17 protein-coding genes and 2 tRNA genes are annotated in these 19,447 nt (G+C 67.4%); 9 read left to right on the forward strand and 10 right to left on the reverse strand.

Annotated features, from left to right (window positions below):
* The first annotated feature begins 41 nt into the window (after positions 1–41).
* Together ACSFA5_RS22740 and ACSFA5_RS22745 are read left to right on the forward strand one after the other, a co-directional pair.
* On the forward strand, positions 42–1,580 hold the full coding sequence (locus ACSFA5_RS22740) for a 2-isopropylmalate synthase (RefSeq protein WP_435446568.1): 1,539 nt from the start codon (positions 42–44) through the stop codon (positions 1,578–1,580).
* A gap of 117 nt (positions 1,581–1,697) precedes the next feature.
* Positions 1,698–2,903 carry a serine hydrolase gene (locus ACSFA5_RS22745; RefSeq protein ID WP_435446569.1) on the forward strand — a complete coding sequence of 402 codons (1,206 nt, stop codon included), beginning with the start codon at positions 1,698–1,700 and terminating at the stop codon, positions 2,901–2,903.
* Positions 2,904–2,989: 86 nt separating this feature from the next.
* Here ACSFA5_RS22745 and ACSFA5_RS22750 read toward each other — a convergent pair whose 3' ends face one another.
* From ACSFA5_RS22750 to aat, 3 genes are read right to left on the reverse strand one after another with little or no spacing between them, the layout of a single operon-like run.
* Complete coding sequence (locus ACSFA5_RS22750; RefSeq protein WP_435446301.1) at positions 2,990–3,820, reverse strand: IclR family transcriptional regulator; 831 nt, start codon at positions 3,818–3,820, stop codon at positions 2,990–2,992.
* Between the two features lie 30 nt (positions 3,821–3,850).
* The gene (locus ACSFA5_RS22755; RefSeq protein ID WP_435446302.1) at positions 3,851–4,600 is read right to left on the reverse strand and encodes an arginyltransferase; all 750 of its coding nucleotides are present in this window, start codon (positions 4,598–4,600) and stop codon (positions 3,851–3,853) included.
* A 4-nt stretch (positions 4,601–4,604) separates the two neighbouring features.
* A complete protein-coding gene (gene aat / locus ACSFA5_RS22760) occupies positions 4,605–5,360 on the reverse strand; it encodes a leucyl/phenylalanyl-tRNA--protein transferase (protein WP_435446303.1) in 756 nt (251 codons plus the stop codon).
* 225 nt (positions 5,361–5,585) lie between these two features.
* Between aat and ACSFA5_RS22765 the strand changes: the two genes are divergently transcribed.
* The gene (locus tag ACSFA5_RS22765) at positions 5,586–7,916 is read left to right on the forward strand and encodes a xanthine dehydrogenase family protein molybdopterin-binding subunit (RefSeq protein WP_435446304.1); all 2,331 of its coding nucleotides are present in this window, start codon (positions 5,586–5,588) and stop codon (positions 7,914–7,916) included.
* Between the two features lie 41 nt (positions 7,917–7,957).
* On the opposite strand, the gene pobA is transcribed toward ACSFA5_RS22765, so the two are convergent.
* Positions 7,958–9,139, reverse strand: coding sequence for a 4-hydroxybenzoate 3-monooxygenase (gene pobA / locus ACSFA5_RS22770; protein ID WP_435446305.1), 1,182 nt, complete (start codon positions 9,137–9,139; stop codon positions 7,958–7,960).
* 164 nt (positions 9,140–9,303) lie between these two features.
* Here pobA and ACSFA5_RS22775 point away from each other — a divergent pair, with 164 nt between their 5' ends.
* The 5 genes from ACSFA5_RS22775 (at position 9,304) to ACSFA5_RS22795 (ending at position 14,035) form a co-directional block, all read left to right on the forward strand.
* Positions 9,304–10,074, forward strand: a complete 771-nt coding sequence (locus ACSFA5_RS22775) for an IclR family transcriptional regulator domain-containing protein (RefSeq protein ID WP_435446306.1) — start codon at positions 9,304–9,306, stop codon at positions 10,072–10,074.
* Positions 10,075–10,137: 63 nt separating this feature from the next.
* Entirely contained in the window at positions 10,138–10,797 is a 660-nt protein-coding gene (locus ACSFA5_RS22780; RefSeq protein WP_435446307.1) for a response regulator, read from the forward strand.
* Complete coding sequence (locus ACSFA5_RS22785) at positions 10,794–12,146, forward strand: ATP-binding protein (RefSeq protein WP_435446308.1); 1,353 nt, start codon at positions 10,794–10,796, stop codon at positions 12,144–12,146. Before ACSFA5_RS22780 ends, ACSFA5_RS22785 begins: the two co-directional genes overlap by 4 nt.
* 73 nt (positions 12,147–12,219) lie before the next feature.
* On the forward strand, positions 12,220–13,704 hold the full coding sequence (locus tag ACSFA5_RS22790; RefSeq protein ID WP_435446309.1) for a DegQ family serine endoprotease: 1,485 nt from the start codon (positions 12,220–12,222) through the stop codon (positions 13,702–13,704).
* 28 nt (positions 13,705–13,732) lie between these two features.
* Positions 13,733–14,035, forward strand: coding sequence for a hypothetical protein (locus tag ACSFA5_RS22795; protein ID WP_435446310.1), 303 nt, complete (start codon positions 13,733–13,735; stop codon positions 14,033–14,035).
* Between the two features lie 20 nt (positions 14,036–14,055).
* On the opposite strand, the gene ACSFA5_RS22800 is transcribed toward ACSFA5_RS22795, so the two are convergent.
* The 4 genes from ACSFA5_RS22800 to ACSFA5_RS22815 all read right to left on the reverse strand — a co-directional run bounded on the left by ACSFA5_RS22800 (position 14,056) and on the right by ACSFA5_RS22815 (position 18,316).
* Positions 14,056–15,825: a sensor histidine kinase gene (locus tag ACSFA5_RS22800; RefSeq protein WP_435446311.1), complete on the reverse strand. Its 1,770-nt coding sequence runs from the start codon at positions 15,823–15,825 to the stop codon at positions 14,056–14,058.
* 124 nt (positions 15,826–15,949) lie between these two features.
* Entirely contained in the window at positions 15,950–16,627 is a 678-nt protein-coding gene (locus ACSFA5_RS22805; RefSeq protein WP_435446312.1) for a response regulator, read from the reverse strand.
* 238 nt (positions 16,628–16,865) lie between these two features.
* Entirely contained in the window at positions 16,866–17,753 is an 888-nt protein-coding gene (locus tag ACSFA5_RS22810; protein WP_435446313.1) for a CsgG/HfaB family protein, read from the reverse strand.
* Positions 17,754–17,914: 161 nt separating this feature from the next.
* On the reverse strand, positions 17,915–18,316 hold the full coding sequence (locus ACSFA5_RS22815; protein WP_435446314.1) for a GreA/GreB family elongation factor: 402 nt from the start codon (positions 18,314–18,316) through the stop codon (positions 17,915–17,917).
* Between the two features lie 351 nt (positions 18,317–18,667).
* Here ACSFA5_RS22815 and ACSFA5_RS22820 point away from each other — a divergent pair, with 351 nt between their 5' ends.
* On the forward strand, positions 18,668–18,985 hold the full coding sequence (locus ACSFA5_RS22820) for a YnfA family protein (RefSeq protein ID WP_435446315.1): 318 nt from the start codon (positions 18,668–18,670) through the stop codon (positions 18,983–18,985).
* Between the two features lie 92 nt (positions 18,986–19,077).
* Here the strand turns inward: ACSFA5_RS22820 and ACSFA5_RS22825 are convergent.
* Both ACSFA5_RS22825 and ACSFA5_RS22830 read right to left on the reverse strand, forming a co-directional pair.
* Positions 19,078–19,153 (reverse strand) — tRNA-Asn (locus ACSFA5_RS22825).
* Positions 19,154–19,306: 153 nt separating this feature from the next.
* A tRNA-Asn gene (locus ACSFA5_RS22830) sits at positions 19,307–19,382 on the reverse strand.
* Positions 19,383–19,447 lie beyond the last annotated feature (65 nt).

Below are 19,447 nucleotides of genomic sequence, written 5' to 3' on the forward strand. Positions count from 1 at the left end.
GGCCAAGAGCGCAAGGTGGGAACGAACAACGGAGATCCACGATGACCGACCAACTCATTATTTTCGACACCACCTTGCGTGACGGCGAGCAATCGCCAGGCGCCTCGATGACGCGCGACGAGAAGATGCGCATCGCAAAGTTGCTGGAGCGGCTGAAGGTCGACGTCATCGAAGCCGGCTTTCCCGCCAGCTCGAACGGCGACTTCGAGGCTGTGAAGGCCATTGCAGACGTCATCAAGGACTCGACGGTGTGCGGCCTTTCGCGCGCCAACGACCGCGACATTGCACGCGCCGCGGAAGCCCTCAAGGGCGCGGCTCGCGGACGCATTCACACCTTCATCGCGACCTCCGCGCTTCACATGGAAAAGAAGCTGCGCATGTCGCCCGACGAGGTGCACGAGCAGGCCAAACTGGCCGTGCGCTTCGCACGCAACCTGATGGGCGACGTGGAGTTCAGCCCGGAAGACGGCTACCGCAGCGACCCGGACTTCCTGTGCCGCGTGCTCGAGACGGTCATCAACGAGGGCGCCACCACCATCAACGTGCCCGACACCGTGGGCTACGCCGTTCCAGAGCTCTACGGCAACTTCATCAAGATGCTGCGCGAGCGCGTTCCCAACAGCGACAAGGCGATCTGGTCGGTGCATTGCCACAACGACCTCGGCATGGCCGTGGCCAACTCGCTGGCCGGCGTGAAGATCGGCGGCGCGCGACAGGTGGAATGCACCATCAACGGCCTGGGCGAGCGCGCGGGCAATTGCTCGCTCGAGGAAGTCGTCATGGCGGTGAAGACCCGCAGGGACTACTTCGGGCTCGACATCAACATCGACACCCAGCACATCCTGGCCGCCAGCCGCATGGTGAGCCAGACCACCGGTTTCGTGGTGCAGCCCAACAAGGCCGTGGTGGGCGCCAATGCCTTCGCGCATGCCTCGGGCATTCACCAGGACGGCGTGCTCAAGGCCCGCGACACGTACGAGATCATGCGGGCCGAAGACGTCGGCTGGGCCGCCAACAAGATCGTGCTGGGCAAGCTCAGCGGGCGCAATGCGTTCAAGCAACGACTGCAGGAGCTGGGCGTTTCCATGGCGAGCGAGGGCGAAATCAACGCCGCCTTCCTGCGTTTCAAGGAACTGGCCGACCGCAAGTCGGAAATTTTCGACGAAGACATCCTTGCGCTCGTCAGCGCGGAAGAGGTGTCGAACGTTGGTGAGCAGTTTGCTTTCGTCTCTCTCTCCCAGCACAGCGAAACCGGCGAGCGCCCCCAGGCGAAGGTCGTTTTCACCGTCCAGGGCAAGGAAGTCACCGGCGAATCCGACGGGAATGGCCCGGTTGATGCTTCCCTGAAGGCGATCGAGTCGCTGGTCAAAAGCGGCGCCGAGATGGTTCTTTACTCTGTAAATGCCATCAGCGGCTCGACGGAAAGCCAGGGAGAAGTTACAGTTCGGTTACAAAATGCAGGGCGGGTGGTGAACGGTGTGGGTGCAGACCCCGACATCGTGGTGGCTTCGGCGAAGGCTTATCTGAGTGCCCTCAATAAGTTACAGAGCCAAGCTGAGAGAGTTGCGGCACAAGGTTAGGTTGTCAGGCGATCCTTGCTATTCGATTGAAGAAGAGGATGCAAGTAACTGATATTGCGTGCCTTTTTTGATTTCGATACACTGCGGTCCTTGTATGTCGCCGCTGGAGATTTATTAATGCCTGAAGCCCGCCTCCGCCGAGTTTCCAGCCAGCGGTTTCTACCCGCCTTCCGATTCCTCGCCGTCGCGCTCTGTGCCACGGCGTTTTTGCTGCCTGGTGCCCAGGCCGCGAAGAAAGAAAAGCCCGCCGCCACCAAGACCGCCGTCGCCAAGAAGGCGAAGGGGCCGGTGCCGGTCGAAGTCAAGCGCAACGCATCGTCCAAAACGGCACGTGGCGCAGCGCCCGTCATCGCACAGCGCGGTCGGGCCGAAAAAGCGGACAAGGTCGTTCGCGGCGGCCGCAACGTGGTGGCGACGCTGCAGAGAAAGAACGGCAAGACCGTGGTCGCCGTGCAGCGCCGCTCGGTGGTTCGCGTCGAAGCGCCCGCGCGCCAGTCCTTCGGCCAGATGGCCGGTTTGCATGGCACCGAAGACGTGCTCGACCTGAAGTCGAGCGTGGCCCTGGTCATCGACCAGGACACGCACGAAGTGCTGTTCAGCAAGAACGACCACGCCGTGCTGCCGATCGCCTCGCTCACCAAGCTCATGACCGGGTTGCTCATCAGCGAGGCCCATCTGCCCAACGAAGAGCTGATCACCATCACGCAGGACGACGTCGACACCGAAAAGCGCAGCAGCTCGCGCCTGACGGTCGGCACCACGCTGTCGCGCGGCGAACTGCTGCACCTGGCGCTGATGTCCAGCGAAAACCGCGCCGCGCATGCGCTGGGCCGCACCTACCCGGGTGGCCTTTCGACTTTCGTGAGCATCATGAACGCCAAGGCCAAGATGCTCGGCATGAAGGACACGCGCTACGCGGAGCCCACCGGCCTGTCCAGCCGCAACCAGTCGAGCGCGCAAGACCTGGCCCTGCTGGTCAATGCAGCCTATTCCGACGCCACGGTGCGTTCACTGTCCACCTCGCCTGAATACCAGGTCGAAGTCGGCAACCGCGTGCTGCAGTTCAACACCACCAATCGCCTGGTGAAAAGCCCGGACTGGGAAATTGGTGTGCAAAAGACTGGCTATATCTCCGAAGCCGGCCAGTGCCTCGTGATGCAGGCCCGCGTGGCCGGTCGCAAGCTGATCATGGTGTTCCTGGATTCGGCCGGCAAATACAGCCGCATCGCGGACGCCGAACGGGTTCGTCGCTGGGTCGAGGCGACGCATGCCGCAGGCTCACCGGCCGCGCGCGCTGTCGCTGCTTACCAGGTGGCTGGCTGATACCCAGTCGATAGACTCCCCCCAAAAACAAACAGGCCCTTCTCAGGGCCTGTTTGTTTTTTGGGCAGAGGACCTTGCTGTGCGGGTCAGGCGCCCGTCTGCGGCGCGGTGGCTGTAGAAGGCGCGGGCGTTGCGGCCATGCCGTCCTTGAACCCCAGCGCGCCCGAGATCTCGTTGGCCGTGGCCTGCAGCTTCGGCAGCCAGCCTTCGTCCAGCCGGTCGGCTGGCGCGGAAATGGACAGTCCCGCCACCAGCTTGCCCTGGTCGTCGTAGATGCCCGCAGCCATGCAGCGCACGCCCAGCTCCAGCTCTTCGTTGTCGCGGGCAATGCCGTACTGGCGCGCCTTGGACAGTTCGCGCTCGAGCGCCGGCAGCTGGGTGATGCTGTTGCGCGTGTGGCCCGCCAGGCCCGTGCGGGTGGCGTAGCTGCGCACGCGCTGGGGATCGTCGGCCGCCAGGAACAGCTTGCCGGTCGAGGTCAGGTGCAAGGCCGCGCGCCCACCGATGGCGCGCACCACCTGCATGCCCGAGCGCTCGCTGTAAGAGCGCTCGATGTACACGATCTCGTCGCCCTGGCGCATGCTCAGGTTCACGGGCTGCTGCGTGAGCTTGTGCAGCTCGCGCATCGGGCCCAGCGCGGCGTCGCGTACGTTGAGCCGGCCCTTCACCAGGTTACCCAGCTCCAGCAGGCGCATGCCCAGCCGGTAGCTTCCGGCTTCGGGCCGGTCGACGAAACGCCCGACCGCCAAGTCATTGAGGATGCGGTGCGTGGTCGAAGGGTGAAGCCCGGTCTTTTCGCTGATTTCTTTCAGCGACATCGCCTCTTCGCGGGATGCCAGCACATCGATCAGCGAGAACATGCGCTCGATCACCTGAATCACTGGAACGGCGGGAATGTCGGATTGGTTTTTTCTCATGGCGCTTTGCGGTGAAGACCGGTCGCCATTTTACCTTGTGAAATCAGCGGACGCCTGCCAATGGCCGTCGACCAGCACTTCGTGCGGGGAGAAGCGCGCCTTGTAGTTCATCTTCGGGCTGTGCTCGATCCAGTAGCCGAGGTACACGTGCGGAAGGCCGAGCTTGCGCGCCTGCTCGATCTGCCAGAGCACGCTGAAGGTGCCGTAGCCGGTGCTCGTTTCGGGTTCGTAGAAGGTGTAGACCGCCGAGATGCCGTCGTTCAGCACATCGAGGATCGACACCATCTTCAGTGCACCGGTGCTGCCGTCGGGCAGCGTTTCCCGGAACTCCACCAGCCGCGAGTTCACCCGGCTCTGCAGCAGGAACTGGGTGTACTGGTCGATGCTGTCGTGGTCCATGCCGCCGCCGGAATGCCGCCCGTTCTGGTAGCGCAGGTAGAGCTGGTAGTGCTCGGGCATGAAGCACAGCTTGAGCACGCGTGCCTGCAGGTCGGCATGCTGCTTCAGGGCACGGCGCTGGCTGCGCGTGGGGTGGAAACTGTTGGCCAGCACCCGCAGCGGGATGCATGCGCGGCAACCGTCGCAGTAGGGCCGGTAGGTGAACATGCCGCTGCGCCGGAAGCCGCTGAGCACCAGGTCGGAGTAGGCGTCGTTGTGGATCAGGTGGCTGGGCGTGGCCACCTGCGACCGGGCCTGGCGATCCGGCAGGTAGCTGCAGGGATACGGCGCCGTTGCATAGAACTGCAGGGTGTGAAGCGGAAGGTCCTTGAGGTGCGTCACGTCGTCACATCGGGGAGGAAGTCGCGCGGGAGAGGAGTTCGGACCAGTATACGGGGTCGAATTGCCACCGCGGGCCCTCCTGTTGTCGCGCCAGAGCCACGTGCGCGACGAAGTTTTTGCGCGCCATCTCATGGGCTCCGAGGCTCGCGAGGTGCGCTGTGTTCTGCTGGCAGTCGATCATCTGGACGCCGGACCGCCGGCACAGCGACACCAGCGCGGCCAGCGCGATCTTCGATGCGTCCGGCCGGCGCGTGAACATCGATTCGCCGAACACCGCGCGACCCAGCGCCACGCAGTAGAGCCCGCCGGCCAACTCGCCGTCGATCCACGTCTCGACGCTGTGGGCGTGGCCTGCAAGGTGCAAATTCGTATAGGCCCTCACCATGTCCGGCACGATCCACGTGCCCGACTGGCCGACCCGCGGCGCGCGCGAACAGGCCTGGATGACGGCCGCGAAGTCATGGTCGATCCGCACTTCGCAGCCCGGTGTCTGCGCAAAGTGCAGCAGGGTCTTGCGAAGCGAGCGGTGCAGCTTGAAGTCGGCCGTCTTCAGCACCATGCGCGGGTCCGGGCTCCACCACAGGATGGGCTGGTCCTCGCTGAACCACGGAAAGACGCAGTGGCTGTAGGCCTGCATCAAAGTATCGACGTCGAGCGAGCCGCCCGCCGCCAGGAGTCCGGGCACGGGGTCGGCAGTGCCCCAGGCCGATGCGGGGTCGGGGAGGGCATCGCCGGGTTCGAGCCAGGGAAGTTGTCGCATGGGTGCAGGTATACACGGCTTGCGAAAGACCGAATCCGATGCCGGGGAAATTGCGTATGTACTGGGGCTGTCCGACAGACGCCGCTGCCGCGCGATGCAACCATCGGGATCACACACCCACAAGACCCGTTGAAAACCATATAGTGCTCAGCTTGCATTTGCACTACCACGGCGGATCCGGCAGGCATGGCTGCTTTGCATGGGGATCGGCACAAGAGGACCACGTTGACCACTGAACCCAACCCCACCCGCTTCGGCAGCGGCCAGGCGGTACGCCGCCTCGAAGACGAAAGCCTGCTGTCAGGCGCCGGACGCTACACCGACGACGTCACGCTGCCGAACCAGGCGCACCTCGTTTTTCTTCGTTCCCCGTACCCGCACGCACGCGTACTTTCTATTGACGCCAGCACTGCCGCGGCCATGCCCGGCGTGCTGCGCGTGATCACCGGCGCAGACATGGCGCAGGCCGGCGTCAAGCCGATGCCCGGCGCCGCGGGCTTCAAGCGGGCCGACGGCAGCGACAGCGCAAGCCCGCCGCGATACGCCCTGGCGCACGAGCGCACGCGCTTCGTCGGCGAAGCGGTGGCGGCGGTGGTGGCCGACACCGTGCAGCAGGCGCGCGACGCGGCCGAAGCCATCATGGTCGACTACGAAGACCTGCCCATGGTGGTCGACCTCGCAAATGCCACTGCCGAAGGCGCACCGTTGCTCTGCGAACAAGCGACCGGCAACATCGCCGCCGAAATGCGCCACGGCAGCAGCGAGGCCGCCACAGCCGCCTTCGCCAAGGCCGCCCACGTGGTGGCGCTCGACGTGAACAACCAGCGCGTGGTCGCCCTGACCATCGAGCCGCGTTCCGTGCTCGCCGCGCGCGACGGCGAAACCGGCCGCCTCACGATCCGCATGAGCACGCAGATGCCTTCGGGCGTTCGCGATTCCGTCTGCGCGGCCATCGGCTTGCCCAAGGAAAAGGTGCGCGTGGTGGTGGGCGACGTCGGAGGCGGCTTCGGCATGAAGACCGGCGCCTATCCCGAAGACATCGCGGTCGCCTTCGCGGCGCTGCAGGTCGAGCGCCCGGTGAAATGGGTGGCCGATCGCAGCGAAGAATTCCTGTCGAGCGCGCACGGCCGCGACATCGAGGCGCGTGCCGAAATGGCGCTCGACGCCCAGGGCAAGATACTGGCGCTGCGCATCAGGACACTCGCCAACGTCGGTGCCTACGCCACAGGCACCGGCGTTGCGATCCAGCTGCTCATCGGGCCTTGGGTGCAGACCAGCGTCTACGACATCCAGACCATCGACTTCCATTTCAAGGCGGTGCTCACCAACACCGCGCCCACGGGCGCCTACCGCGGCGCGGGGCGGCCCGAGGCCATCTTCACCATCGAGCGCCTGATGGACGAGGCCGCGCGCCAGACCGGCATCGACCGCATCGTGCTGCGCCGACGCAACTTCATCCGCCCCGAGCAGATGCCGTACAAGAACCCGATGGCGCAGACCTACGACACCGGCAACTTCGAGTCGGTGATGGACCAGGCGCTCACGCTCGCCGACTGGCAGGGCTTCGAGGCCCGCGCGGCCGAGTCGTCGCGCAACGGCAAGCACCGCGGCCTGGGCATTGCCACCTTCCTCGAATGGACCGGCGGCAACGTGTTCGAAGAGCGCGTCACGGTCTCGGTGCAGGCCGACGGCGTGATCGAGGTGTTTTCCGCCGTCAACGCCATGGGGCAGGGCATTGCCACCTCGCTCGCGCAGCTGGCGGTCGATGCCTTCGGCGTACCCATCGACAAGGTGCGCGTGGTGCTCGGCGACACCGACCGTGGCGACGGCTTCGGCAGCGCCGGGTCGCGCTCGCTGTTCACGGGCGGCTCGGCAGTGCGCATCGGCGCAGAGCGCACCATCGACAAGGCGCGCGAACTCGCCGCGCAGGAGTTCGAAGCCGCCATCGACGACATCACCTACAGCCGCGGCGTGTTCACCGTGGCCGGCACCGACCTCGAGCTCGACCTGTTCACGCTGGCCGGCAAGCAGGCCGGGCGCGAGATCTTCGTCGAGTCCACCAGCACCGTGTCCGGCCCGACCTGGCCCAACGGCTGCCATATCTGCGAGGTCGAGGTCGATCCGCCGACCGGCGAAATCAGTGTGGTCGCCTACAGCTCGGTCAACGACGTGGGACGCGTGATCAATCCGATGATCGTGCGCGGCCAGCTCGAAGGCGGCGCGGTGCAAGGCATCGGGCAGGCTCTGTACGAGCAGGTGGTGTACGACCACGAAACCGGACAGCCCGTCACCGGCAGCCTGATGGACTACGCCGCGCCGCGTGCCGACATCGTCGACACCATGTTCAACATGGAAATGGACGAGTCGACGCCATGCAAGAACAACCCGCTGGGCGTGAAGGGCGTGGGCGAGCTCGGCACCATCGGCGCCACGCCGGCCATCGTGAATGCGGTGGCCGATGCCTTCGCGCGCAACGGCCTGGCCACGCGCGCGCCGCGCCTGCACATGCCGCTGAGCCCGGCGCGCGTGTGGCAGGCGATGCAGACGGTCGACTGAGCAAGCCAGGCTCGGGCCTGGCCCTGAAGCCCCGTGACAGCCTAGAAGTCTTCCAGCGGCAGCCCCACGTAGTTCTCCGCCAGCGAGGTGGAGGCTGCGTGCGAGTGCACCAGATAGTCGAGCTCGGCCTCCTGGATCTTCTGGCCGAAGGCGCCCGTTTCCGGAAAGCGGTGCATCAGCGAAGTGAACCACCACGAGAAGCGCTCGGCCTTCCAAACGCGGCGCAGGCACAGGTCGGAATAGCGGTCCAGCGCCGAGGCCGACTTCTCCGCGTAGAAGATTTCGAGCGCACGCGAGAGGTAGCCCACGTCGGCTGTCGCCAGGTTCAACCCCTTGGCGCCGGTCGGCGGCACGATGTGCGCCGCGTCGCCGGCCAGGAACAGCGCGCCGAAGCGCATCGGCTCGGCCACGAAGCTGCGCAGCGGCGCAATGCTCTTCTCGATCGAAGGGCCGGTCACCAACTGCTCGCGCGCTTCGGGGTCCAGCCGCGCGCGCAGTTCGTTCCAGAAGGCTTCGTCGCTCCAGTTTTCCACGCGCTCTTCGGTCGGCACCTGCACGTAGTAGCGCGAGCGCGTGGCGCTGCGCATGCTGCACAGCGCAAAGCCGCGTTCGGTGTTGGCGTAGATGAGCTCGTGCGACACCGGCGGCACGTCGGCCAGCACGCCCAGCCAGCCGAAGGGGTAGACCTTCTCGTAGGTCTGGATGGCGTCGGCCGGCACGCTCGCGCGGCTCACGCCGTGGTAGCCGTCGCAGCCGGCGATGAAGTCGCATTCGAGCTCGTGCGTCTGGCCGTCCTTCTCGTAGCGCACGCGCGGCTTGCCCGAGTCGAAGTCGTGAAGGCTGACGTTGACCGCGCTGTAGATGGTGGTGAGCCCTTCGGCCGTGCGCGCTTCCATCAGGTCGCGCGTCACCTCGGTCTGCCCGTACACCGTGACCTGCTTGCCGCCCGTGAGGCCGTGCATGTCGATGCGGTGGCGCGCGCCCTTGAACAGCAGTTCGATGCCTTCGTGCGGCAGCCCCTCGGCCCTGGCGCGGGCGTCGACACCGGCCCGCGCCAGCAGGTCCATGGTCACCTGCTCGAGCACGCCGGCGCGGATGCGGCCCAGCACGTAGTCGCCGCTCTGGCGTTCGACGATGACGTTGTCGATGCCTGCCTTGTGCAGAAGCTGCCCGAGCAGAAGGCCGGCGGGGCCGGCGCCGATGATCGCGACCTGGGTGCGCATGTTCGTGTCTCCGAAATGGTTTCACCGAGCGTAGGGCGAGGGGGCGGTTTTGTGGCGGCGGCCATGGAGGCTGTGTGCGATCATGCGAACGCGTGCGCGATGATCGCGCAACACTTCCATCCGGGCACCGTTCACCTGCGAACATCCTGACGCACCACCGACGCATGACCATCGCCAAAGCCGACTTCATCGAGGGCATCGCCAAGGGCATGGCCGTGCTCGAAAGCTTCGACACCGAGCGCCAGCGCCTCAATGCCACGCTGGCCGCCGAGCGCGCCGGCCTCACGCGTGCCGCGGCCCGCCGCCACCTGCTGACGCTGGCGCACCTGGGCTACCTGGAAACCGACGGCAGCTATTTCTGGATGGCGCCCAAGGTGCTGCGCTTCTCGGGCAGCTACCTCGCGTCGTCGCGGCTGCCGCGCGCGCTGCAGCCCACGCTGAACCGGCTGGCGGCGCAGACGGGCGAATCGTTTTCCGCCGTGGTGCTCGACGGGGAAGAGGTGGTCATCGTGGCGCGCAGCGGCAGCTACGGCACGCCGACGCGCGTGCTGGCCTATGGCCTGCACCTGGGTGCGCGCCTGCCGGCGCATGCCACCTCCACCGGCCGTGTGCTGCTGGCCGCGATGCCGCCCACCCAGTTCACGCAATGGCTCAAGGGCCGCCACCTGGCGCGCCTCACGCCCCAGACGGTGACGCAGGCGCGCGGCCTGCGCCAGCTGGTGGCGCGCGCACGCAAGAACGACCACTGCTTTGCCAGCGAAGAGCATGAGCTCGGCGTGCAGGCGCTGGCGGTGCCGCTGCGCGACATGCAGGGCCACACGGTGGCCGCGCTGAACGTGGTGCTGTCCGGCACGCGCTACCAGGAAGAAGCGCTGCAGCGCGACATGCTGCCGCTGCTGTTCGAAGCCGCGCGCGAAGTGCGCTCCTTGCTGTGACCTGAACTTTCGGCACGGCGCCCGCCTCGAACCTTTCGCATCCGAACCACGGAGACCCCCACCATGCGACTGCTCCTCCTCGAAGACGACGTGATGATCGGCGAAGCCGTGCTCGACCTGCTGCGTGCCGAGCAGTACGCGGTCGATTGGGTGAAAGACGGCGAGGCCGCCGAGTCGGCGCTGCGCACCCAGCAGTACGACCTGGTGATGCTCGACCTGGGCGTGCCGCGCCGCGACGGACTGGAAGTGCTGCGCAACCTGCGCGCGCGCAAGCAGCGCATGCCGGTGCTCATCGCGACCGCACGCGACTCGGTGCAGCAGCGCATCGAAGGCCTGGACGCCGGCGCGGACGACTATGTGCTCAAGCCCTACGACCTCGATGAGCTGCTGGCCCGCATCCGCGCCTTGCTGCGCCGCGCGGCGGGGCGTGCCGAGCCGGTGTACGAGCACATGGGCGTGAGCATCAACCCGGCCACGCGCGAGGTCATGGTGGCCGGCCAGGCGGTGGTGCTGTCGGCGCGCGAATGGGCCGTGCTGGAGCCCCTGCTGGCGCGTCCGGGCATGGTGCTGTCGCGCGCCCAGCTCGAGGAAAAGCTCTACAGCTGGAAGGACGAGATCAGCAGCAACGCGGTCGAGGTGTATGTGCACGGCTTGCGCAAGAAGCTGGGCGCCGAGTTCATTCGCAACGTGCGCGGCGTCGGCTACATGGTGCCGAAACTGTGAGGCGCAGCCTGACCGGCTCGCTGCGCGCACGCCTGCTGGGGTTCCTGCTCGCGGCCATCGTGCTGGCCGCGGGTGCGCAGGCGCTGGTGGCGTACCGCACGGTGCTCACCGAGGCCGACGACATCTTCGACTACCACATGCAGCAGATGGCGCTGTCGCTGCGCGCGGGCCTGCCGCCGAGCGCGGCGGTCGGCGGCATCGGCACCGGCGAGCAGAACTTCGAATTCGTGGTGCAGGTGTGGACGGCCGACGGCACGCGCGTCTTCGAGTCGGCGGAAGAGGCCGCGCTGCCGCAGCTCGCGGTGCTGGGCTTTGCCGATGTGCAAGCGCGCGGCACCACCTACCGCGTGTTCTCCATGCAGACGCGCGGGCTGGTGATCCAGGTGGCGCAGGACATGGCGGCGCGCCGCCACATGGCCGGCACGCTGGCCCTGCGCACCATCGCGCCGGTGGCGCTGATGGCGCCGCTGCTGATGCTGGTCGTGTGGTGGGTGGTGAGCCGCTCGCTCGCGCCGGTGGCGCGCGTGCGCAAGCAGGTGGCGTCGCGCCAGGCCGACGACCTGTCCCCGGTCAGCGAAGAGGGCCTGCCCGAGGAGGTGCGCCCGCTGGTGCAGGAGCTGAACCTGCTGTTCGGCCGCGTGCGCCACGCCTTCGATGCGCAGAAGCACTTCGTGGCCGATGCCGCGCATGAGCTGCGCTCGCCGCTGGCCGCATTGAAGCTCCAGGTGCAGGGCCTGCAGCGCGCACCCGACGGCGCATCGCGGGACCTGGCCGTGAGCCGCTTGGTGGCGGGCATCGACCGCGCCACGCGGCTGGTCGAACAGATGCTCGCGCTGGCGCGCCACGAGGCCAGCATGGCGGCCGGCGCCAAGCCCGAGCCGGTCGATCTGTCGGAGGTGGCGCGCCTTGCCGTGTCCGACGCCGTGGCGGCGGCACAGGCGCGCGGCATCGACATCGGCATCACGCATGCCGATGCCGCCGTGGTCGAGGGCCAGCCCGAGGCCTTGCGCATGCTGCTGCGCAACCTGCTGGAGAACGCGGTCAAGTACACGCCCGTGGAGGGGCGAGTCGACATCGCCATCGCCCAGCGCAACGACGCGGTGGAACTCACCGTCGACGACAGCGGCCCGGGCTTGCCGCCCGCCGAGCGCGAACGCGTGCTCGACCGCTTCTACCGCTCCGGCGAGGCGCAGGCGCCCGGCAGCGGCCTGGGCCTGGCCATCGTGAAGTCGATTGCCGAGTTGCACGGCGCCACGGTGGCGCTCGACGAATCGCCCAGCCTCGGTGGACTGCGCGTGCGCGTGGTCTTCGCTCGTTCGGTCGTTCGAGCGGCGTTCGATCGCGTTTAAGCGGCGCTTAAGCCAGCGCGACGACATTCCTTTCATCGTGTTTGCGTTGATACGCATTGAAAGGACCCGACCCATGAACTCCCGTCTGACTTCGCCCCGCGCCCTGGTGATTGCCCTGGCGAGCGCGGGTGTGATCGGTGCCTTCGGTGCCGGTGCCTACACCAGCGCCCGTGCCGTGGGCGCACCGGCCACCACCGCTGCCGTATCCGCACCTGCGGCCATGGTCACGCTGCCCGACTTCTCCACCATCACCACGCGCGACGGCCCGGCCGTGGTCAACATCAGCGTCACCGGCACCATGAAGGCGTCGGACGACGAGGCCGCCGCCGAGATCCAGGGCGTGGACCCCGAGGATCCGATGTTCCAGTTCTTCCGCCGCTTCCAGGGCCAGATGGGCCCGCAAGGCAAGCAGCAGCAACGCGACGTGCCGGTGCGCGCGCAGGGCTCGGGCTTCATCGTCGACCCCGGCGGCATCATCATCACCAACGCCCACGTGGTGAAGGACGCGAAGGAAGTCACCGTCAAGCTGACCGACCGCCGCGAGTTCCGCGCCAAGGTGCTGGGCGCCGACGCCAAGACCGACATCGCGGTGCTGAAGATCGACGCGAAGAACCTGCCGGTGCTGGCACTGGGCAACACCAAGGACCTGAAAGTCGGCGAATGGGTGCTGGCCATCGGCTCGCCCTTCGGCTTCGAGAACACCGTGACGGCCGGCGTGGTGAGCGCCAAGGGTCGCACGCTGCCCGACGACAGCTATGTGCCCTTCATCCAGACCGATGTGGCCGTGAACCCCGGCAACTCCGGCGGCCCGCTGCTCAACACGCGCGGCGAGGTGGTGGGCATCAACTCACAGATCTACAGCCGCAGCGGTGGCTACCAGGGCCTGTCGTTCGCCATTCCGATCGACGTGGCCATTCAGGTGAAGGACCAGATCGTCGCCACCGGCAAGGCCACGCATGCGCGTCTCGGCGTGGCCGTGCAGGAGGTGAACCAGGCCTTTGCCGAGTCGTTCAAGCTCGACAAGCCCGAAGGCGCGCTGGTCTCGAACATCGAGAAGGGCGGCCCCGGCGACAAGGCCGGCCTGAAGGCGGGCGACGTGATCCGCAGCGTGGACGGCCAGCGCATCGTGTCCTCGGGTGACCTGCCCGCGGTGATCGGTCAGCAGGCGCCGGGCAAGAAGGTCACGCTCGAGGTGTGGCGCCAGGGCGAACGCCAGGAACTGCAGGCCAGGCTCGGCGATGCGAGCGACAAGCCGGCGCAGGTCGCCAAGGCCGATGCAGCGGCCGGGCAGGGCAAGCTGGGCCTGGCATTGCGCCCGCTGCAGCCGCAGGAAAAGCGCGAGGCCTCGATCGACATCGGCCTGCTGATCGAAGACGCCGCGGGCCCCTCGGCGCAGGCGGGCGTACAGGCGGGCGATGTGCTGCTGGCCATCAACGGCACGCCGGCGCAAAGCGTGGAGCAGGTGCGCGAGGCAGTGGCCAAGGCGACCAACAAGTCGGTGGCGCTGCTGATACAGCGCGGCGAGAACAAGATATTCGTGCCGGTGCGAATCGGCTGAAAAGCCCCGGCCCTGATCGGCATTCGGGATGACGTCTTCCGCAAAGAGCCTTTCGGCGCACATCCTGCCCACGTCGGCCACCATGATCGGCGTGTGCATGACGGTGATGTCGATCGGCCACCTCGGTCCGCGCGACGACATGCGCCTGCTGATCGACCGCCTGCTGGCGGTCGACGCGCTGGTCTTCCTGGCCAGCGCGTTGCTGTCTTTCATCTCGATGCGCACACAACGCGCCGGCGCGCGGCTGGAGGCCTGGGGCGAGATGGTCTTCATCGCCGGGCTCGCGTTGCTGGCGCTCGGCGCTGTCACGCTGGCGTTCGCGCTGCGCTGACGCCGCGTTTCACCCGCGCGTCAGGGAAGGGCGCAGGGCCAGTCCAGCAGCACGCGGGTTCCGCCGGTTGTTTCGTCCACTGTCTCGATGTGCAGCCGCGCGCCGATGGACTGCGCGCGCGCACGCATGTTGGCGATGCCATGACCCGCGTGTCGGGGGTCCGAAGGCGCCGCGGCTGCCGTGGGGAGCCCGCGCCCGTTGTCGGTGAGCACGATGCGCACCAGCGGCGGCGACGTCTCTCCGCTCCAGCTGGCCTGCATCACGATGCGCGTGGCGCCCGCATGCTTCAGCACGTTGGTGAAGGCCTCTAGCAGGATGCGCTGCAGCTGCAGGGCGGCCTGCGCGGCGAAAGGCGCCAGGGCGGGAATCACGGCCACGTCCCACACCAGCTCGATGCCCGCGGCGTCCAGGCGCGGCTGCAGGCGGTAGCGCAATGTGGCCAGCACGGTGGGCAGGTCGTCGTGCGTGGGCTGCAGCGAGTCGACGGCCATGCGCATCTCGTCGAGCGCGAGCTTCACGTGCTCTTCCACCACGCCGCGGTCGGACGCAGGCTGGGTCACCAGGTTGAGCAGGCCCACCAGTTGCGAGCCCACGCCGTCGTGGATCTCCCGCATGATGCGCTGGCGCTCCAGCAGCACGGCTTGCTGCTGCTGCTGCTGGCGCACGGTCTCGAAGGCGCCGCGCAACTGGTCTTCGCGCTCCGCGACACGGGCCGCGAGGTTGGCGTTGAGCGCGCTGTAGTCGTCCACCGTGCGGCTGTAGCGCTCGACCACGAGGCCCGCCAGGATCATCACGAAGAAGAACATCGCGTGCGCCGTCAGCGTGTAGTAGGCGCCGCCGAAGAGGGCCATGCGCACCAGCAGCAGGTCGTGCGCGCCGGCCAGGATGGCCAGCGTGCCCGCCGCCATCAGCACCGCGGCGATGCGGCGCCGCTCCACCATCGCGCCGTACACCACGTAGGGCAGGCAGACGATGCTAGTGAGCTGCAGGATGGCCAGGCCGGCGGTCCACAGCGCCGGAAGTGCGAAGGCGAAAGAGGCGCAGGCCAGCGCGACCGACAGCGCCAGGGCCGCGTAGATAGCCCGCACCAGCCACGGCGGATTGCGATCGAGCACCAGCAGCACGAAGCGCGCAATGAGCCCGATGTGGCAGGCGTAGCAGACCGCCACCACCGCACCCCAGAGCGGCCAGGGAACCGGTAGGTCGGGCCACACACGGTCGAGGTTGCGCGCGACGCCCGAGAGCGCGGCGAGCGCGAAGCAGCCGTAGAGCGCATCGCGCTGGCGCAGCCACAGGCCGCCTGCCAGGCCGCCCATCAGCAGCAGGCTGACGGCGTACACGATGGCCGAGGTGTTGCGCCAGATCTGCTGCGAGCGGTACAGCGCGGCCAGGGTGGCCTGCGTGCCGTACTGGATGCTGGCCACCCCCGCGCCGCGCTGGCGCTGGACGGTGGTGCGCACCACCAGCGACTGCGCCTGGCCCTCGCGATGCAGGGCGGCCGGCACGGGCACCAGAAGGTTGCTTTTTGCCGCGTCGTCGCCTGGGTCGCCCAGCGTGCCGTAGCTGCCCACGAGCGCGTCGTTGAACGAGATGCTCACCTGGTTGCCCACGCCCGACATCAGCAGCGCGGCGGGCTCGTCGCCCGGCACGGCGGTGGCGGGCAGGTCGATGCGGTAGGTGGCCTTGCCGCCCAGGCCGGGAAACTCGTGGTCCCAGCGAAACGGCAACTGCACGCGGCGAGTCTGGCGGGGCAGGCCGTCGGGCTCGAGCACGGCGTCGGCTGTTTTCACGGTCAGCGTGTCGGCCCGCGGCCTGGCGGGCGTGGCTTCGTCGGCATGCGCGGGTTGAACGGCCCACGCGCACAGTGCCCAGAGTGCTGCGAGCAGCGGCCCGCGGAGCCCTCCCGCGATCACCCTAGGGAAGCCAACCGAGGCTGCGGGCCTCGAACACGGCTTCCGATTTGTTGTGCACATCCAGCTTGCCGTAAATGTTGCGGATATGGGTTTGAACCGTCGACGTCGAGACTCCCATCTGCACCCCGACTTCGACATAGGTGAAGCCACGAGAGACCAGGTCGAGCACCTCGAACTCCCGCGGAGACAACCGCTCGGGCGTGACGGCGGGCTTGGCGGCTGCCGTCGGAAGCGGCGTGGCCGGACCCGAATGGGCCTGCCAGCGGCGCAGCAACTTGCGTGCGATCACCGGCGACATCGGCGAGCCGCCCGCGCGCAGGTGCCGGATGTGGGTGGCCAGGTCGGCCTCGGTGCCGTCCTTCAGCAGGTAGCCGCTGGCGCCGGCCTCGAAGGCCTGGACCATGTTGGCCTCGTCACCGAAGATCGACAGCACCATCACCGCGCAGGCCGGCTGCATGTGGCGGCATTGGCTGATCACCTTCAGGCCGGGATGGTCGGGCAGCCCGAGGTCCACGAGCAGCACGTCGACCGGGTTGTCGATCAGCCAGGCGAGGATCTCGCTGGCGTTGGAAGCGCTGTAGGCCAGGCTCAGAGAAGGGTCGGCATCGACCACGCGCGAGATGCGCTCGCGCATGCCGGTGTCGTCTTCGACCAGGGCAACCTGTATCTCCGCGGTCATGCGCGCGCCGGTGCGGGAAGGCTGTATGCACGCATACAGGACGGGAGGGCGAGGCGCATGAAAGGGACGTCCTGGGCGGAGAGGGTGGCGGGATGACGCAAAGCGTAGAGCCCGGTCCGCGCACTGCCCATCCTATATACGGGGGAGGCGGGCTACCGATTTCCGCAGGGGCTCCCGTCCACCAAGTAAAACGCCCGCCCAGTGGCCTGGACGGGCGCGGCGCCGGCAGGTCGCGCGCCTACTTGCGGCGGCGGGTCGTGGCGGCCGGTGCCGAGGTCTGCGACGGCGCGGCGCCGCCGTCCACGCCCAGGCGGCCGCCGCCGCCGAGGCCCTGGCCGCGCACGGTCTGCGCCTTGTAGCTGCGCAGCGAACGCACCATCTGGTTGAACGCGTCCATGAACGCAGCCGCAATCACCTTGCCCTGCGGCGTGCGCGTGTAGCCGCCCACGCCACCGGCCGCCGAGAGGCCGCCCAGACCGGCGAAGCCCGCGAAATCGGTCTTGGAAGCGCTGCCTTCGGCGGCAGCCACCTGCACGCCCGATCGGTTGTCGATGAGGGTCAGCAGCGCGCTGGCTTCCTTGGTCTGCATGCTCGCGCCGAGCTGGGCAATGGCACGGCCGCGGCCGCCGCCCACCAGGCCGCCGAGCGCGCCGCCCAGGCCGCCCGCGTCGCTGTTGCTGAACACGATTTCGGGCGACAGGCCGTAGTCGGAAGCGACCATCTGGCCGCGGCCGAAGTTGCTGCCGCCGCGCATTTCGCCCGACTGCTGCAGCGCGCGCTCGCGCGTCATGGCGTTCATGCCGGCCACGCCGCGTTCCACGACGACGAAGCAGTTCGATTGCTGCACCAGCAGGCGCAGCAGGTTGGCGGTGGGAGGCAGCTTGTATTCGCCGGTCAGCACGGTGTACCAGCCGGCGCTCTGGTTCTCGATCAGCGAGACCGTGCCGAGCGGTGATTCGCAGCGCTCGAGCTGGCTGCTTTCGCCAGAGGTGGCGCCCCCTGCGGCGCTGCCGGTGGCCACGGTCTTGGCCGACGGGCTGCCCATCTGCATGTCCATGGTCTGGCAGCCCGAAAGGGCCAGCATGCCGGCGAGTGCGCTTGCGAGAGAAAGTTTGAGAAAAGCCATGTCCCGATCTGTCGAGTGAAAAGAATGCCGCGCTCCTGGCGGGCGTTGCTTCTCGAAACCGAAGATGGCGTTGCCACGGCCTGCACGGCCTCCTGATTCGACGCGCCGCCGGCGACCGCGCCACGATATGGCCCGGGCGTTCGGCGCACCAGTGCCGAAAGTCACGCCGCGTAGTCGCCGCTGGCCTCCGGCTGGAACAACACGGCGACCACGCGCACCGCGCCTTGCGCGCCGTTGGGCATGTCCCATGTGGCGAGCGCGCCGCTCTTCACGCCGAGCAGCCCGATGCCCACGGGCGACAGCACCGAGACGAAGCCGGCGCCGGGCTGTGCGTCGCCGGGATAGCAGACGGTGATTTTCTGGCGCTCCCGCGTGGACGGGTCTTCGACCTCGACCTGCGAGTTCATGGTGACGACGTCGGCGGGCATCTCGCGCGAGGGCAGCACGTCCGCGGCATCGAGCAGCTCGGCGAGCGCCGCGGGAAGCGCATGGCCGGTCAGTTTTTCGAGGCGAACGACGTCGAGTTTGGTGAGCGTGCGCTCCCCGTGAATGGTTGCAAGCATGAAGCACTCCAATTGAAGGCGTCGCCGTTCCGAAAGAGGAAGGGAGCGGCGTCGCGACCGCGCGGCGGGTGCCCGACGGTCAATGGTTCGCGCATCAAGAAGGAAGGTAGCGGACCGCCGGGCTCAGGAAAGTGCGCCGATGCGTCGCAAGACTTCCGTGGTCGCCGCTGCGGCGGCACCCGTGCGACGAACGGCCGCTGCCAGGGGCAGCGCTGTGCGTGGCGCAGGGTGTTTGCAGGACGTGGACCAGGGGGACATTCAGGCCAGTGTAGGTGCGCTGGCACGAAGCCACCAAGCAATGGCCTCACGTGCCTTGCCGGTAAGCGCAGTGCGTCCCCGCACAATTCGTGCATGCGAACCTTTCTGCTCTACGTTGCGACGGCCCTGGCCGAAATCATCGGCTGCTACCTTCCCTACCTCTGGCTCAAGCAGGACCGCTCGGTGTGGCTGCTGGTGCCCGCGGCCATCAGCCTTGCCGTTTTCGCATGGCTGCTGACCCTGCACGACGCAGCGGCGGGGCGTGTCTATGCGGCGTACGGCGGGGTGTACATCGGCGTGGCGATCGCGTGGCTGTGGGCGGTGGACGGCACACGCCCGACGCCGTGGGATGCGGCCGGCGTGGCGGTGTGCTTCGTCGGCATGGGGCTCATCGCGTTCCAGCCGCGATGAGCGCGCAGCAAGCCCAAGCTGTGCCACAAAAGGAAATGCCTCGCTACCTTGAGAGTAGCGAGGCATTCAGGAACCACCGGGGTGGTTTGTTTTGGCTCCTCGACCTGGGCTCGAACCAGGGACCTACGGATTAACAGTCCGGCGCTCTACCAACTGAGCTATCGAGGAACAAGCCTTAAATTATATGCAATGGATTTGCCGATTCTGAACTCGACGCCTCGATTTTTTGACGTTGTGCAACACCTTCGATGCGACGACGCAAATGAAAATGCCCCGCTACCTTTTGAGTAGCGGAGCATCCAGTGGCCTTGCGGCTTTTTGTGGCTCCTCGACCTGGGCTCGAACCAGGGACCTACGGATTAACAGTCCGGCGCTCTACCAACTGAGCTATCGAGGAACAAGCCTTAGATTATAGCGTGATTTTTTCGGCCTTCTCAAGCGCCGATCACAGCCTCACCCAAT

The organism is Variovorax monticola (assembly GCF_051216855.1).
GTDB lineage: Bacteria > Pseudomonadota > Gammaproteobacteria > Burkholderiales > Burkholderiaceae_C > Variovorax.